Source organism: Staphylococcus sp. GDY8P94P (assembly GCF_017892255.1).
Taxonomy (GTDB): Bacteria; Bacillota; Bacilli; order Staphylococcales; family Staphylococcaceae; genus Staphylococcus; species Staphylococcus cohnii.
Map to the genome: position 1 here is coordinate 450007 of NZ_JAESKU010000001.1, position 16607 is coordinate 466613.

Consider the following 16607-nt stretch of genomic DNA (forward strand, 5'->3'; position numbering starts at 1 on the left):
CTTATTTATCTATGGCACTTTATAATTTTAATGTGCTATTATTATAAAATGAAAATGAATAAACTATAATCCATATTATGAAAGTAGGTTAATTATGATATTGCTTGAATTGATAAAAGGAATCATTCTAGGAATTGTCGAAGGATTAACTGAGTTTGCACCTGTATCTTCTACTGGTCATATGATTCTTGTAGATGATATGTGGTTAAAATCAACTCAATTTTTAGGCTCTGAATCTGCATTCACCTTTAAAATTGTGATTCAGCTCGGTTCTGTGTTCGCAGGAGCCTGGGTATTCCGTGAACGTTATTTTGAAATGTTACATATAGGTAAATATAGATCCGAGCCCATCGATGGTATCGGTCAAAAACCAAAACGCTTAAACTTACTCCACATCATTGTGGGTATGATTCCAGCCGGTATCCTTGGTTTAATGTTTGACGATGTTATTGAAAAATATTTATTTAGTGTCCCAACAGTCATGATTGGATTATTTATCGGGGCAATATATATGATTATTGCAGATATATACAGTAAAAAAGTTACGAATCCACAAACAGTAGATCAAATTAATTATTTCCAAGCTTTTGTAATTGGTTTATCTCAAGCTATCGCTATGTGGCCTGGTTTCAGTAGATCTGGTTCTACAATTTCAACAGGTGTACTTATGAAAATGAACCATAAATCTGCTTCTGATTTCACATTTATTATGGCAGTTCCTGTGATGTTAGCAGCAAGTGGTTTATCACTAGTAAAAAACTTTGAATATATTCATTTAAACCACATTGGTTTTTACTTCCTAGGGTTTATCACAGCATTTATCGTTGGTTTAATTGCCATTAAAACATTCTTATTCTTAATTAGTAAAATAAAATTGATTCCATTTGCCATTTATAGAATTGTGTTAGTTATTATAATCGCAATCCTTTACTTCGGCTTTGGTATAGGCCAGGGAATCAGTGGACAGTAAAATGGTTAGAGGCTGAGACAAATAATTTGTCCAGCCTCTTCTTAAATTTCATTTCTAAAATTACAGCAATAAATCCATGAAAGAACGTGTATTTACCGTTTATTATGATGTATTATGGGGTAATAAGTAGATAGTATAAAATTATTGGAGGCAACGAGTATGGACAAAAAGCAATTAATTAAAACAATCATCACAGTAGCGCCTGTGTTTTTAGTACCGTTAATCGTTGAACGTAAACGTATTAAAGATCATCCAGATGTTAAAAAAGCCAGTGATGCAACTGCTAAAGCTTCAAAAACCGTAGCAAACAAATCTGTTCAAATTAAAGATACAGTAGTAGATAAATCTTCAAACGCAAAAGATTATGTTATTGATAAAAAACATAATATAGATCAAAAACGCGAACTAAAACGTATTGCTAAAGAGCACGATCCTGCTTATATTGAGAAAAAAGGCGAAAAACTTGAAAAAGAAAATCGTAAAGAAGCAGAGAAAATGAATAAGAAATTACAGAAAAATATAGACAAACGCCACAATGAAGAAGATAAGAAACGTCAAGAAAATGAAAAACAACGTATTCAATCTATGAAAAAATCTAACAAACACATGGAAAAAGTTGGCATGACTCCAGGAAAACTAGACAAAGAAACAGAACAAAAAGGCGAAAAACTTGAAAAAGAAAATCGCAAAGAAATAAATAAATTCAATAAGAAATTACAAAAAAATATTGATAAACGTCATAAAGAAGAAGACAAAGCTCGCGATAAAAATAAAAAAGATCGTTTAGCGGAATTCAAAAAGTACAAAAATTATGTTGCTAAAAGCATTGTTAAACAAAACAATGAAGAAAAAGGTAAATAATTATTATGACTCAAGTTATCATTGATGGAGATGCTTGTCCTGTTACCAATTCTGTTGTTGAATTGACGAAAGGGACAAGCATCTTTGTTACCGTCGTTCGAAGCTTTAGTCATTTTTCTTCAAAAGTACAACCTGATCACGTCAATATCATTTATGTTGATGACGGCCCAGATGCAGTCGATTATAAAATAGTTAAAATCACTCAATCAGAAGATATTGTAATAACACAAGATTATGGACTTGCGAGTTTATTATTAAATAAAGCTAAAGTTGTTATGCACCATAAAGGGTTTGTGTTCAATCAAAATAATATCAACACCTTGTTAGAACAACGACATGCTAGTGCACAATTCCGAAAAAGTGGCGGGCGTACTAAAGGTCCTTCTGCTTTTACAGCAGATGACATTGCGATATTTGAACAAAATTTTTTGTCTATAATTAATGATTTGTCATTATTTACGGAGGAATAGAGTATGAAAAAAATTGCTGTTTATTGTGGTGCAAGTAAAGGTAAAGACGCATCCTACATGAAAGAAGCTTATCAGTTAGGCACTTATATGGCTAAACATAATTATGAACTGGTATTTGGTGCTGGTTCTGTTGGTATTATGGGAGCAATTCAAGATGGTGTATTAGATCATGGCGGTAGTGCCATTGGTGTTATGCCCAATATGTTAAACGAACGAGAAATTACTAGTACTAGACTAAGTGAACTCATATTAGTTGATTCTATGCATGAAAGAAAAAACAAAATGGCAGAATTAGCAGATGCATTTGTCATGGCCCCAGGAGGCGCTGGCTCTTTAGAAGAATTTTTTGAAATGTATAGTTGGTCACAAATTGGTATTCATGAAAAGCCAATCGCTATCTATAATATCAACAGTTTTTTCGAGCCTTTACAAACATTGATTGATCATATGATTCATGAGGGATTTATCGATAAAAAATATCAATCACTTGCACCACTATGTAACAATCCTGAAGAGCTGTTCGAAACGATTCATAACTATAAGCCTTTAGGTGTTAGAAGTTACGATTAACTTTAAAAGCAGAGATATGTATGCATTACGATGCAATTATCTCTGCTTTTCTTATGTTTAAAATAGTATTACTAATAATTGTTTTAATATGATACATGCAACTATCACAATAATCATTGCTGAAAATTTATTTAATATTAAGATATATTTTCCAGTTTTATCAATATTACCTACGACTTTGCCAGCAATAGCCAAAAATATAAACCAAAACCAAGAAACAATGATTGTAGTTATGGTAAAAAACATTTTATCTGTACCTTCATATATTGCTGCGTTCGTACCTATAACACCAATGGTATCCATAATTGCATGAGGGTTCAGTAATGAAACAGACAAAGCAAAACCAATTTGCTTTCGCGCAGACATTGATTGATAACGATCAAGCGCTTGAGGTTTCTCTTTCCATAATGACCAAGCCATATAAATAAGAAAAATAAAACCAATACAATAAATTACAATTTGTAATATTGGTAGTGACAGTAATATAACTGACACACCTAATACAGCTAATACAATTAATAATGTATCGCATAGCCCTGCTGCTATGATCACTGGAATTGTCTTAATGAATTGTTTTTGGTTTGCTCCTTGATTAAATACAAATACATTTTGTGCACCTAAAGGTAAAATTAAACCTAAAGCTAAAAACAAACCATGAATCATTGGTTGAAACATATTATCTCCTCTTTCTGAATAACAAAATCATCATTAAACCATACCAGTTTACCCTTCTCTCGAACTAAAATAGCAGGTATATATAGCCATTCACAATCAATTACTACTAACCATCATTTCGCTTTAATTCACACATTATACTGATGTTTTCGACTGAATGAATTAATCTTCTACAAAATAATACGCATTAAATATTCAAATATAAATACGGAGCGTGATTCTGTATATAATCATGATACAATATATTCAATTGATTTTTACCAACCAGTTATAAATTAAAAAAGCCAACCAATCATTTAAAGGAGATTTAACATGTTCACGCCAAAATACAAAGAAATTATTGATGATATACTTTCAAAGATTAAAACTGGTGATTTAGAAGCAGGTATGAAATTACCTTCTCAGAGGAATTTGGCTACTCAATATCGTGTCAATCGTTCAACTATTATTCAGTCTTTAGAAATACTACAAAGTTATGGAGTATTAGAAAGCAAAGCACGTAAAGGGTTATACGTTTCAAAAAGCAATTGGAATACATATATCAACCATAATATGAATTGGCATGACTATATTAAAAATAGCGCTTCAAAGAATAACCAATACTTTATACAACGAATTAACGAATTAGAATTCGATGCGCACATAATACGGTTAAGTACTGGTGAACTTAGTCCACATTTAATCCCAAACAAGCAATTTCGAGATATATTTTCAAAACAAACGACAACTGCTCTAAAAACCAATTATGAACACCCTTTAGGTAATTTGAATTTAAGAAAAGCGATTGTAAATCATGTTAAAAAATTGGGGATTACGTGTAATGAAGAAAACATTTGTATCACTTCAGGTGCATTGCAGGGATTAAAACTAATCGCTGACGGTTTACTCATACCAAATTCAAAGATTATTATAGAAACACCTTCATATATAAATTCTGTACATACATGGCATAATATTCGAGCAGACCTTAACTTTTTACCGATTTCTAAAATAAAACAACAAATAAATACTATTTTTAATGCAAAAACGTTATATAAAAATAGTATCTTTTATTGTATACCGACTTTACATAACCCCACACAACATTCATATACCCAAGCAGAAAAATATAAATTAATTCAACAATGCCAACAAGCAGGTATCCCTATTGTTGAAGATGATGTATACGGCGACTTGTGGTTCGAAGGTCTTCGCCCTCGACCTTTAAAATCATTGGAAGAGAACGATAATATTTTATATATGAGTAGTTTATCCAAAACAGTGAGCCCCGGTTTAAGAGTAGGATGGATTATAGGTAAACCTTCCGTTGTTATGCATTTAGCTGATTTAAAAATGCAAAATGATTATGGTGCCAGTTCACTATCACAATTTATCGCAACTGAGTGGTTAAATAATCCCATATACCATGAACAACATTTAAAATATTTAAAACAAGCGCTTTTAGAGAGACGAAATAAATTTATAAAATCCTTAAATCAACATTTTCAAGAATTAGGTACGTGGTCTATACCTAAAGGTTCTTATTATATTTGGTTCAAATTGAATGTGCCAGTAAACATGAAGACACTATTCGATTTAGCGATTCAAAATCAAATTTTAATTCACCCCGGTGAAATTTATGATAAAAACGCTCAATATCACATAAGGTTTTCATATTCTTATATAAATATTGAAGATATTGATGTTGCATTACAAAAATTGAGTCACCTCATTAAAAATCAAACACAAAAGAAAATATAATTAAAACATGGTTATTCATTGTGATTTTGTACCGTGCGGACGCCTAGGGAAATGATATGAGTGAGAGACTACTGGCTCGAATCATATCCCCAGGCAAGCATGCACGGTCAAAATCGTAATAAACAAAAGACTAATCGAGTTATATCACTTAATAAATTTAAAAATAGGATTTTCCATTAGTTACATCAATAGAATTATGTTATAAAATCTATAAGTTAATTACCCTATTTAGCTTATTTATTAGTATTAATAAGCTTATGCTAAGTACTTTTCTTTTATACTAAATCGTATCAACACATCATTTTGTACCGTGCGGACGCCTAAGGGAATGATATGAGTGAGAGACTACTGGCTCGAATCATATCCCCAGGCAAGCATGCACGGTCAAAATCGTAATTAACAAAAGACTAATCGAGTTATATCACTTAATAAATTTAAAAATAAGATTTTCCATTAGTTATATCAATAGAATTATGTTATAAAATCTATAAGTTAATTACCCTATTTAGCTTATTTATTAATATTAATAAGCTTATGCTAAGTACTTTTCTTTTATACTAAATCGTATCAACACATCATTTTGTACCGTGCGGACGCCTAGGGAAATGATATGAATGAGAGACTACTGGCTCGAATCATATCCCAGGCAAGCATGCACGGTCAAAATCGTAATAAACAAAAGACTAATCCATTTTCATATGGATTAGTCTTTTTTATAAGAATGAGATTTATGTCTCACTACATTATTTAATATTTTATTTTACTTGTTTTGTCAGATCTTTATAATACCTAACATGTCTTTTAAGCGGATGGTATTTGCTTAATTCTGGATATTCAAAGAAATCATATAATTCCATACCTATTTTTTCCATAACCTTACGTGAAGGTGCATTATTTTCTGAAGTAAATGCATATACATCATTAATACCATGCTGTTTTGCATATTGGAGTACCGCTTCTGCACCTTCAGTTGCGAAACCATTCCCCCATACTTCAGGGATTAAACGCCAGCCAATTTCATAGAATGGTAGCTCATCAAACGTATATTTGCTGTCTTTAGGTACATAGTTCAATCCAATAAAACCAAGCCATCCATTTGTTTCTTTTAATTCAACAGCAAAAAGTCCTATACCATGATTTATAATAATGTCATTCATCTTTTTCATATCATGTTCTGAACGTCGATAGCTTAGTAAACTCGGGAAATATCTACGGACTTGATGATTCGCATTCATCTGTTGAAATGGAAGTAAATCTTCTGCTTGCCAGTCCCGTAACCTTAAACGCTCAGTTTCTATATAAACTGTCATACTGTTACACCTCTAAACTGGAAATTAAATTTCTATAGAAAATAACGCGTTATGATTATTCTCATACCGCGCTATCACATGGATTAAGCTTTGCTTATGCTCTTGAAATATAACTAATCAATTCAACATTTACAGCCACTTCTTTTAATCGACCACGTTCACTTTTTGGTGCGGTAAATGTTGCATCTATAAAATCATTTTTATGATTTAATTTGTAAGTAGCTACAAATGTATCAGTATCGGATTCAAAGTTTGGTAAATGTGCAATAACACGTTTAATTTCACCCGTTGAATCTTTGATTTCTCTACCAGTTATACTTTCAATTTCTCTACCTAACTCTGGAAGCGTAATTGAACGCCCTTCTAGTAATACAAAATCTTTTTCATGCATCGTTATTCCCTCTTTCTCCTAATGAAAAATGATTATTTAAAAACTGTGTATAATAAATGATTCATTATAAAGTCACGCTTGATATAAAAGTATTGCTAGACAACTGACTTATAATTTCAAATCTATTTTTTGAAACTTTTTATGTTCATTACGTTAATGATACCCATTATAACAATTTGTAAAACGATAGTACAATAATTTCCTGGGAAATATTGCATAAAATCATTTTGTAAAGAAATAAATTTAGAAGCCTAAGTTTCAGCGTTAACATCTTTTTCTAAATTTTTTGACTTATCTTGGAGTTTATCTTTTTGTTTTTCTAAATCTTCTTTTTGTTTTTTCAAATCTTTATTTTGCTTTTCTAATTTATCAATATCTTTCTCTAACGTTGCTTTTTCATCATTTTTTCCACAGGCTGTAAGTAACACAGTGGACGCAAGTATGAGTGCTAAACATTTTTTCATGTAAGAACTCCTTTTGTTAATTTCATAATAATAATATAATTTTATCATTATTTTTAAATATCTTCATTATTTATTATTAATCTTTTATTCATAGTTACTGTACTTATATGATATCCAAGTTTAAAATTCAAATCTTTCATTGCGTTATTGTGGTTGACTACTGTGCTTTCGATTTCTAAAGCACCTTTGGCATGCGCCCATATTTCCACTTCTTTTTTTAATACTTTCGCATTACCTTGATTTCGATAATCTTCTGAAACATACATCATTTCAATAATGACTTTTTGGTATTGTTTTAAATATCTTGCCCAGATAAAAGCAATCATTTGTTGTTGTTGTATTTCGATAATCACAACATCTGTGTTCGCCATTAATCCATTTTCAATCATTTCTTTGCGCAATGCAACAGAGATAGTAGTGTTTTGATATTGCTCATATTGTTCATTAAGTTGTTGTTCATGAATTTCTGCAATTTCATTTAAATACTGTTGTTGCGTTTGTTTTAAATATTCCATTATTACTCCTTTGAAAGTGTTATTGATTTATAATACTATATTAGTCATAATTAGCATTATCAATATATTTTATATGTAAGAAGGAATGCCAAATGCCGATGAAATCTACCGATAAATTAATGCGTGAAAACAATGTAAAAGCATTACGTTTAAATAATACAGATCGAGATACTTTCGAAAATTATATGACTTACGTTAGAGCAGATTTGAGTGTTAATCCGCATGATTCTGAAAAAATGTTAAATCGTGTTTTAAATCAGTTGTTGGAAGCAGAAAAAGATGGTGCATTAGCAATGGAATTCTTTGATCATGATCCAAAAGCTCATGCAAAAAGAGAACTTAGACGTTTACCAAATGAAACAATAAGAAATATTTTCAAGTATATTATGCGTCATATTTTGCTGTTTGTGGGTATTTTTTGTTTTCTCAAAGGATTTGCAGGATTTTTTATTGGTGCAAAACGACTATATCTATATACTTTTCCGCTCACATTAATCGTAGGTATTGCTATCATTTTTTTCTTTATTTGGATGTTATTTAAAACAGTACAAATACGCTGTTTTAGTACATCACATTTATCCTGGCTTTTAACATATCTCGTTTTACTTTTATCCGTATGTGGAATATTTTATGTTTTTTTCATTCCACAGACATTTTTAACTGTAGGACCATATATATTAATTAGCAACTGGACTTTTATTATTATTTCTTTTATCTTCATTCCAACAGCATTATATATTGATCATCACTTTACTAATAAAAATACAAATGCTTCTTTATAAAGATAATTTAAAAACACGTTAGCACATACTTCTAAAATTTAAGAAGTGGCTGACGTGTTTTTAGTTTATGTTTCACTTATGTTGTTATACTTTCTTTCTTTTCTACTGCAATATTGATAAATAAGAATATAAGGCCAATTAATGTTAATATTGGCGCAATTAAACTTAAGGATGCAACTGGTAGATTTGTTACCACGACACCTCCGATAAACGCACCTAAAGCATTTCCTAAATTAAATGCTGATTGGTTAAGTGTACTCGCAAGTGTTGGTGCATCTTGTGAAATTAATGTACTTTTATATTGTAGTGATGGACTCATACTGAATCCGATCAGACCGAAAAAGAAAATACCTGCTACCATTAAGAGTCCATTCATTTGCACAAAATATAATAAGATGAAATATAAAATAAATGCACTAAATATCATTTTTAATGCTTTATTTAAATTCCAATCTGCAAGTTTTCCGCCTACAACATTACCTAATGTGACACCAATACCAAATATAATTAATAAATATGAAATTAAATTTTCTTGTACATGTGACACATCAATAAGTACTGTTGATATATAAGTAAAGTAAGCAAACACACTGCTAAACCCAAATAATGTAACAGCTAATGTTAACCATAAACGTTTTTCTTTTAAAATTTTTAGTTCATTTAATACAGATGATTTAACTGTTTCTTTTTTCATTGGTACAAATATAATAATACCTATTAATGCTAATGCTCCGATGATTGATATAATAATAAATGTCATTGGCCAACCAAAGCTTTGGCCAATTAACGTTCCAAATGGCACGCCTAATATATTACTCATGCTTAACCCCATAAACATTAATGCCATTGCACTAGCACGCTTTTCTGGTTTAACCATACTTGCTGCTAATATTGAACCTATACCAAAAAATGAACCGTGCGCTAATGAAGTAATAATTCGACTCGTCATCATGAATCCATAATTTGGACTAAATGATGCTGCAAAGTTTCCTATAATAAATATCGCCATTAATGCCAACAATAAATATTTTCTATTCCATTTAATTGTCAACATTACAATGATAGGACCACCGATCGCAACACCTAAGGCGTAACCTGTAATCAGTTGACCAGCTTGACTCACACTAACATCAAAATCTCTAGCGATGTTGGGCAATAAACCCATAATTACAAACTCTGTCATTCCGATTGCAAACGCACCGATTGCGAGCATCCATATAGCAATTGGATATTTCATTTAAGACTCCCTTCCTATTCCCGTTTTTTAACACATGTGAGTGATTATACTAAAGTAGTCATAACGAAAACAAGAAGATTGCTTATATTCCAATTCATTTATGCTATAGTAACGCTCGCCAAGATTGTATGCCTCTTGTAACATCTTTCATTACGTAAATTAATTGATTAATAATGCATCAATGAAAAACCAAATAACCATAATAATCATTATTATCGCTTGAGCGATAGAACTTGCTAAAAATGCTACAACTGAACCAAAACTTGCCTTTAAAGCTTTAGAAAAGTGTGGCTCCTGTATAAATTCAACTACTAGCACCGCTATAAATGGGATAATGATTATTCCAAATGGTGGAAAGACAAAACAACCAACAATAACACCAATCAATGCTGCATACTCGCTTAATTTTGATCCACCGAATTTACTGACAAAATATTTATTCATAATGAAATCTGCAATAATAATAAATATTGTGAACAATGCCATCGATACATAAAATATCCAAGACAAATGATGATTATCAAAGCCGAATTGATAAATTAAGAAACCAATCCACAATATAAGTACTGATGGTATAATTGGTTTAATTAAACCGATAAACGCTAAAGCAAATGCTGCTATAATAAATAACCATAAAATCAATGTCATTACAATCTACTCCATACTTTCTTCTGTAAATTTTTGTTCTTTCGTAAAATATATTAAAATCATACCTAAAAATATTGATCCTGCTGAAACAAAGAACACGTTACCTAAGCCTACCCAGTGACTCATTATACCACCGAGCAGATTACCACATAATTGTCCTATCACCATCGCATTAGCAAATAATGTAGATGCATAACCAGGAAAATCAGGTAAAATATCTTGGAAATAACTTATACCTAATCCAAGTAGAATCGCTAGGAAGATTGCTAGAAAAACTTGGCCTACAATCATCATGATAAGACTGTTAAATACGCCAATACTAAAATAGAATAATCCTCCAAACAAACCTCCAAGTATCAGTAACGTACGTGTAGTCAACTTGGCCGACAAAATACCTAATATGACCATAAATGGTACTTCTAGTCCTGCACAAATACTAGCTAGCACGCCCACTCGACTTTCTGGCTCATTTAAAAAGTTCGTCACATACAATGGCATATTCAACGTATACATCCATTGTCCTATATGTAATAAAATAAAAGCCATAAATGGTACAAATAAAACTTTATCTCGCAGCATATTAGGTGCAGCCGCTTCGACATGTGTACTATCTGCTACCGGACGCTTTGTTTGAATATCTTTAAAGAAAAAAACTTGTAATAAAAGTGTGAATAATATGATTGTTATCGTTCCGCCAAATAAACCTGCATATCCTTTAAAACTAAGTAACAACGCACCTATAAGTGGACCGAACAAGAAACCAAATGAAAACATCGAACGTAATACAGCGTTAGCGAATTTCGCTCTATCCTTTGATGTAGAAGTATTGATCGATTCTCTCGCTGACGCATACATTTGAGGCATAGCCGGGGCAAAACAACCTTGAAAAATGGCATACATTACTATAAAAACCCATATCTCATGAACATAAAAATAAATTGAAAAACTGACTGCGCCCATAAAAAGTGCAGTAATAATAATCGTTTTTCTATTGATACTATGTGTATCAGAAAAACGCGCTACAATTGTATTCATAGTAAATTGGCTAATAGCAGCTAATGCTAATAACAACCCATATTGGGTAGAAGTCATACCTAAATCATTTGTGGCAAATAATACCAAATACGGTACAGTGATCGCAATTCCCATACCTAACATCATCATATTAACAACAAATAATTTATAATTTTTTATATGTAACAATTCACTAAACATTTAGCGTCCTCTATTCCTATTAAATTCAATATAACTCTTCGCAAAGTTACTTTTATAACTGAATCAAAATATTCAATTGTGAATAATTATTATTCCACGTATTCCATTATTAAATTAATAAATGAATCAACTTGTGGCAACTGTAACATGCTTGGATCATAGCTTAAATAAGTAGAACGAATCAGCGGTTTATCTTCTATATCTACGCGTTGAAACGCAAATTGTTCCTTATCTAGGTGTTTCATCATTATTTCTGGCAATATGGTCACGCCAACACCATTTAATAACATTTCTTTACATGTCGCCACTTGATCAACCGTAATCATCGCGTGATAATCTTGACCGATTTGACTACCATACCATTCTTTAATTTGATTAATATATATAGGATCAGCCTGAAATTCGATAAACGGCATCTTTTCTACTTCATCATTACGATTTTTTGGATGGATAAAATAATGTTCGTCATTAAATAAATGTGTGTTGCTTAAATTCATCATTTTATTACCACGAATAATCATCACATGATAATCTCTATGATTAGCTTTAATTTGTTCACTTGATCCTACTTGAACTTGAATTTCTACATTTGGAAATTGTCGTGTATATAAATTTAATACAACTGGCAACAACGTTTGACCTATTAAAGACGAACAACCGATGGAAATGGTACCATTTACTTCGCCGATATGTGCTTGCATCTTATCTAAAAATAGACGCTCTCTATTTAACATATCGCGCGCGTGTTCAATAATCATCATACCCTCAGTCGTAGTTATTAATTGCTTTTTTGTACGTATGAATATATCGACACCAAATGCATTTTCTATCGCTTTTAATCGTTGAGTTACTGCTGGTTGAGAGATATATAAAATTTCTGCTGCTTTCCTGAGCGTTTTTGTCTCATCTAATGTAGTTAACAAGCGATAATCGTCAATCTTCATAATTATCCCCCTATTTTTACAAATACTTAAATATCTTTATTTATGGTGGCCTTACTTTTATCTACTTTGCGTTAATTACTTATATTCAGTAATCTTCAATTCTCGCAGTTTTAACTATAACATGGTTAATGCATGACTAATATAGGGAATTTTGTTTACCACAATTTTAAGATTTTTGAGATGCATTTGAATCTTTAATCTTACTATGATGTGATTTATTTTTGTTTTGATTAGAATGATTATGATGCTTATTGTATTTTTTTATCGGCTTATGTTTAGTCTCATTGTATACAGAGTCTTTGTCTTTATGCTTTTTTCCTTTAAATTTTTGTTTATTAAAAGAAGATTGCTTTTGAGAATTCGCTTTTTGTTTTATTTTATGAAAACAATACATAATTTTGTCTTGCATCGTTGTAAAATCTGTATCAATTTTAATCATTAACTGATGTGCGATAATGTATGCTTCGTGATATTGTTTCTTCGTTATTTGTCCTTGATTTAAAGCGCGTAACAAGTCGTCTTCATCTACAAGCTCGTATGCTCCACTAGGTAATGCTAATACGTCCAAGCATAAATCAATCGTACGCGCATTTCCTTTTTGCGTAACATTTTTTATATTTATGTCAAAGTAATATTCTAACGGATTGCCCTTGTCGTCTAACATCACTGTGATACTATAACGCTTTTTTTCAGGTAATATTTGTAACCACTGATAATTATCATCAGCAACAACAATATTTTGTCCTACCACCGATACTTCTAGTGGTTCACGTACTTTTTTCATCGTTACTAACCCAATAATACCTTTAAATTTGTTATTATTCACTTTGACTTCCGTATACTCTCTGTCAATGATGCGACGCCAGTGACGTTTATCAATATATTTTACTTTCACTGCCACCAACTCCTTGTCATTATTATATAAAACTGAACCTTACATGTCATCTTATGTTTGTTACATTTAACTTTTTAGTTAATAGCGAGTAGATAATTATTTTTATTGTACTATATTTCATAGCGCAAAAGCGAAATTGACAATTGTTGAGAATTTTGTTAAATTTTTAATATATTTTTCAGAAAATTCTTTAAAAAAGGGAGATAGCCATATGTCAACGACACAAAGACCATTTAGAGCGGATCACGTAGGGAGTTTACTACGTCCAAAACGCTTAAAAGATGCACGTAAAGATTATCAAAACAATGAAATAGATGCACAAACTTTAAAAAATATAGAAGATGAAGAAATTGAACGCATCATAGATAAACAACTAGAAATTGGTTTACATAGTATTACTGATGGTGAATTCCGCAGAAGTTGGTGGCATTTTGATTTCTTAGAAAACTTGGATGGTGTTGAAGGTTACACATCTGAGCGAGGTTTAACATTTGAAGGTGTGGAAACTAGAAATCACAACGTCAAAGTGGTTGATAAAGTTGCATTCAATCCAAATCATCCCCATTTTGAACACTTTAAATTTTTATATGATAAGGTGAACGGTCGTGCAACAGCAAAAGTTTCTATTCCAAGTCCTAATCAATTATTCCATCCTAACATTTTAAACGAAGAGATATATCCTGACATCAATGATTTTGCACATGATGTAGCAAAGGCTTATCATGATAGTTTACTTAAATTCTATGAGCTTGGTGCACGTTATATTCAACTAGATGATGTGTATTGGGCAAACTTGACTTCTGGAACACAAAACACACGTGGGCGTGATAGAAGTGAATCAGAAAAAGAAGTTGCGCGTCAACTTGCTTATAAAGTGATTAATGAAGCAATCAGTGATTTACCAAAAGATTTATTAATCACAACACATATTTGTCGCGGAAATTACCAATCTACTTGGGCCATTTCTGGTGGTTACGAACCAATCGCACCGTATCTATTCAAAGAACAATTAGATGGTTTCTTCTTAGAATATGACGATAAACGTTCAGGTGATTTCGAACCCTTAAGATTTTTCCCAAAAGACTGTTCATTTGCAGTATTGGGATTATTCACTTCAAAAAACGGTGAATTAGAAGATAAAGATACTATTTTAAAACGTGTAAAAGAAGCACAAAATTATATAGATTTAGAACAAATTTGTCTAAGTCCGCAATGTGGTTTTGCTTCTACAGAAGAAGGCAATAAATTGACAGAAGAAGAACAATGGAAAAAGTTAGCTTATATTGTTGAAATCGCTAACGAAGTTTTTGGTACTTCAAAATAATATTAATTAAAAAACTCGTGTTACTTTCACAACTGTTTTAATGAGAAAGTAACACGAGTTTGCTTTTATATTTAACTATTAATGTCCAATGATGATAAAGCATAACGATCGTTAATTTGTTTTAACTCAGGGTAAGTTTCGTTTAACCATTCTTTACTCAATAACTCAAAATGTTTAAATTCAAATGCTGGATGGCACATGCAACCCACAAGTGCATAGCCAGCACAATCTTCAATAGACGATGCAAAAATCGTACCTTTTGGTACTACATGTTGCAATACATCACCATTTTCGATATGAGGACCTACTGTTACTTTTTGATAGTTGCCGTCTGGGTGTATCATGTGAACAGTTAAGGAATCTCCTGAATGGTAATACCAGATTTCATCGGCATCTATTCGATGAAAATGTGATATATTATCATGCGTTAAAAGAAAATATATACTCGAATAGGCCGACCTTTGATTTGAGTTATCAGGTATCGCTTTTATAGTCTCTTTATAATACCCACCTTCTGGATGCGGATGTAATTGTAATTGTTCAATCCATTTTTGTACTTCTTGATTTTTATCCATGTTATTTCAAATCCACATTATGGAATACATTTTGTACATCTTCTAAATCTTCTAATGCATCAATTAATTGTTCGAATGTTTCTTGATCTTCTGCTGATAATTCAATATCTGACTGTGGTAACATTTCAAACTCCGCTACTTTAAATGTTTCAACACCTGATGCACGTAATGCATCTTGTACTTGCGCAAATTGATCAGGCTCAGCATATACAATGGTTAAACCATCTTCGTCAATGACATCTCTAACATCTATCTCTTGTTCCATTAAACTTTCTAAGACATCATCCGCTGACTTATCTTCAACACCAAATACGGCAGTATGTTCAAACATATAAGCAACAGAACCAGAAACACCCATATTGCCACCATTTTTACCAAATGCAGCACGAACATCAGATGCAGTTCTATTAACATTATCAGTAAGCGCGTCTACAATTATCATTGAGCCATTCGGACCGAACCCTTCATATCGCAACTCATCGTAATTTTCTTCGCCGCCACCTTTAGCTTTTTCAATAGCTCTATCTATAATGTGGTTAGGCACAGAGTATGTTTTTGCTCTTTCTAATGTTAATCTTAAAGCTTGGTTTGAAACTGGATCGGGTTCCCCAGATTTAGCTGCTACATAGATTTCTTTACCAAATTTAGCATAAATTCTACTCGTATTCTTATCTTTTTGGGCCTTTTTCTCTTTAATATTATTCCACTTACGTCCCATAATTTCATCTCACTTTCTAATTAAATGCGTAAATCAATACATCATATTATACAATATTTTCATTATATCACATAGATTAACATGCTACTTTGCTTATATTTTTATTGATTCTCTCAAGTAAGCTTAACTATTTTGTCATTTATTTAAAGCGAGTTTGAAATGTGCTTGCGCCAATGTAAACTTAACGTCGATGAATTACAACCTCAAACTATAACCGGACAAATAAGCGCGATCAAAATTATATCATTTTAATTGTAAAAAGGACTAATCCACAAAATTTGGATAAGTCCTTTATATCGAGTA

At 31.6% G+C, this 16607-nt stretch carries 19 protein-coding genes; 7 read left to right on the plus strand and 12 right to left on the minus strand.

The genetic code is table 11. The features are described from left to right. The first annotated feature begins 94 nt into the window (after positions 1–94). From KA926_RS02270 to KA926_RS02285, 4 genes are all read left to right on the plus strand, one after another. Entirely contained in the window at positions 95–970 is an 876-nt protein-coding gene (locus KA926_RS02270) for an undecaprenyl-diphosphate phosphatase (RefSeq protein WP_107360223.1), read from the plus strand. A 159-nt stretch (positions 971–1129) separates the two neighbouring features. Next, a complete protein-coding gene (locus KA926_RS02275; protein ID WP_107386406.1) occupies positions 1130–1831 on the plus strand; it encodes a hypothetical protein in 702 nt (233 codons plus the stop codon). A gap of 5 nt (positions 1832–1836) precedes the next feature. Beyond that, the gene (locus KA926_RS02280) at positions 1837–2301 is read left to right on the plus strand and encodes a YaiI/YqxD family protein (protein WP_107384439.1); all 465 of its coding nucleotides are present in this window, start codon (positions 1837–1839) and stop codon (positions 2299–2301) included. 3 nt (positions 2302–2304) lie between these two features. Beyond that, positions 2305–2871, plus strand: coding sequence for an LOG family protein (locus KA926_RS02285; RefSeq protein WP_107384438.1), 567 nt, complete (start codon positions 2305–2307; stop codon positions 2869–2871). Between the two features lie 57 nt (positions 2872–2928). On the opposite strand, the gene KA926_RS02290 is transcribed toward KA926_RS02285, so the two are convergent. After that, complete coding sequence (locus KA926_RS02290) at positions 2929–3546, minus strand: LysE/ArgO family amino acid transporter (protein ID WP_192959365.1); 618 nt, start codon at positions 3544–3546, stop codon at positions 2929–2931. A gap of 312 nt (positions 3547–3858) precedes the next feature. Between KA926_RS02290 and KA926_RS02295 the strand changes: the two genes are divergently transcribed. Then, a complete protein-coding gene (locus tag KA926_RS02295; RefSeq protein WP_107386408.1) occupies positions 3859–5286 on the plus strand; it encodes an aminotransferase-like domain-containing protein in 1428 nt (475 codons plus the stop codon). A gap of 755 nt (positions 5287–6041) precedes the next feature. Here the strand turns inward: KA926_RS02295 and KA926_RS02300 are convergent. The 4 genes from KA926_RS02300 to KA926_RS02315 all read right to left on the minus strand — a co-directional run bounded on the left by KA926_RS02300 (position 6042) and on the right by KA926_RS02315 (position 7966). Continuing rightward, positions 6042–6596, minus strand: a complete 555-nt coding sequence (locus KA926_RS02300) for a GNAT family N-acetyltransferase (protein ID WP_192959414.1) — start codon at positions 6594–6596, stop codon at positions 6042–6044. 94 nt (positions 6597–6690) lie between these two features. Further along, entirely contained in the window at positions 6691–6987 is a 297-nt protein-coding gene (locus tag KA926_RS02305; RefSeq protein ID WP_046207354.1) for a hypothetical protein, read from the minus strand. 251 nt (positions 6988–7238) lie between these two features. After that, positions 7239–7451 carry an SA0632 family lipoprotein gene (locus KA926_RS02310; RefSeq protein ID WP_107505178.1) on the minus strand — a complete coding sequence of 71 codons (213 nt, stop codon included), beginning with the start codon at positions 7449–7451 and terminating at the stop codon, positions 7239–7241. Positions 7452–7504: 53 nt separating this feature from the next. After that, entirely contained in the window at positions 7505–7966 is a 462-nt protein-coding gene (locus tag KA926_RS02315; RefSeq protein ID WP_192959413.1) for a GNAT family N-acetyltransferase, read from the minus strand. Positions 7967–8064: 98 nt separating this feature from the next. Between KA926_RS02315 and KA926_RS02320 the strand changes: the two genes are divergently transcribed. Further along, complete coding sequence (locus tag KA926_RS02320) at positions 8065–8748, plus strand: DUF1129 family protein (protein WP_107386439.1); 684 nt, start codon at positions 8065–8067, stop codon at positions 8746–8748. Positions 8749–8824: 76 nt separating this feature from the next. On the opposite strand, the gene KA926_RS02325 is transcribed toward KA926_RS02320, so the two are convergent. The 5 genes from KA926_RS02325 to KA926_RS02345 all read right to left on the minus strand — a co-directional run bounded on the left by KA926_RS02325 (position 8825) and on the right by KA926_RS02345 (position 13687). Then, the gene (locus tag KA926_RS02325; RefSeq protein WP_107384433.1) at positions 8825–9985 is read right to left on the minus strand and encodes an MFS transporter; all 1161 of its coding nucleotides are present in this window, start codon (positions 9983–9985) and stop codon (positions 8825–8827) included. Positions 9986–10144: 159 nt separating this feature from the next. After that, positions 10145–10633 (minus strand): DUF456 domain-containing protein, encoded by a 489-nt coding sequence (locus KA926_RS02330; RefSeq protein WP_192959412.1) that lies wholly within the window; start codon positions 10631–10633, stop codon positions 10145–10147. A gap of 6 nt (positions 10634–10639) precedes the next feature. Beyond that, entirely contained in the window at positions 10640–11848 is a 1209-nt protein-coding gene (locus KA926_RS02335; protein WP_107384431.1) for a sugar efflux transporter, read from the minus strand. Between the two features lie 89 nt (positions 11849–11937). Continuing rightward, on the minus strand, positions 11938–12792 hold the full coding sequence (locus KA926_RS02340) for a LysR family transcriptional regulator (RefSeq protein ID WP_107505174.1): 855 nt from the start codon (positions 12790–12792) through the stop codon (positions 11938–11940). A gap of 166 nt (positions 12793–12958) precedes the next feature. Next, positions 12959–13687 (minus strand): ribonuclease FAU-1 family protein, encoded by a 729-nt coding sequence (locus KA926_RS02345; RefSeq protein ID WP_107384429.1) that lies wholly within the window; start codon positions 13685–13687, stop codon positions 12959–12961. A 211-nt stretch (positions 13688–13898) separates the two neighbouring features. Between KA926_RS02345 and KA926_RS02350 the strand changes: the two genes are divergently transcribed. After that, positions 13899–15011 carry a 5-methyltetrahydropteroyltriglutamate--homocysteine S-methyltransferase gene (locus KA926_RS02350; protein ID WP_192959411.1) on the plus strand — a complete coding sequence of 371 codons (1113 nt, stop codon included), beginning with the start codon at positions 13899–13901 and terminating at the stop codon, positions 15009–15011. A gap of 71 nt (positions 15012–15082) precedes the next feature. On the opposite strand, the gene KA926_RS02355 is transcribed toward KA926_RS02350, so the two are convergent. Then, positions 15083–15586, minus strand: coding sequence for a cupin domain-containing protein (locus tag KA926_RS02355; RefSeq protein ID WP_181187683.1), 504 nt, complete (start codon positions 15584–15586; stop codon positions 15083–15085). A 1-nt stretch (position 15587) separates the two neighbouring features. Then, entirely contained in the window at positions 15588–16304 is a 717-nt protein-coding gene (locus KA926_RS02360) for a YebC/PmpR family DNA-binding transcriptional regulator (protein ID WP_107384426.1), read from the minus strand. Positions 16305–16607 lie beyond the last annotated feature (303 nt).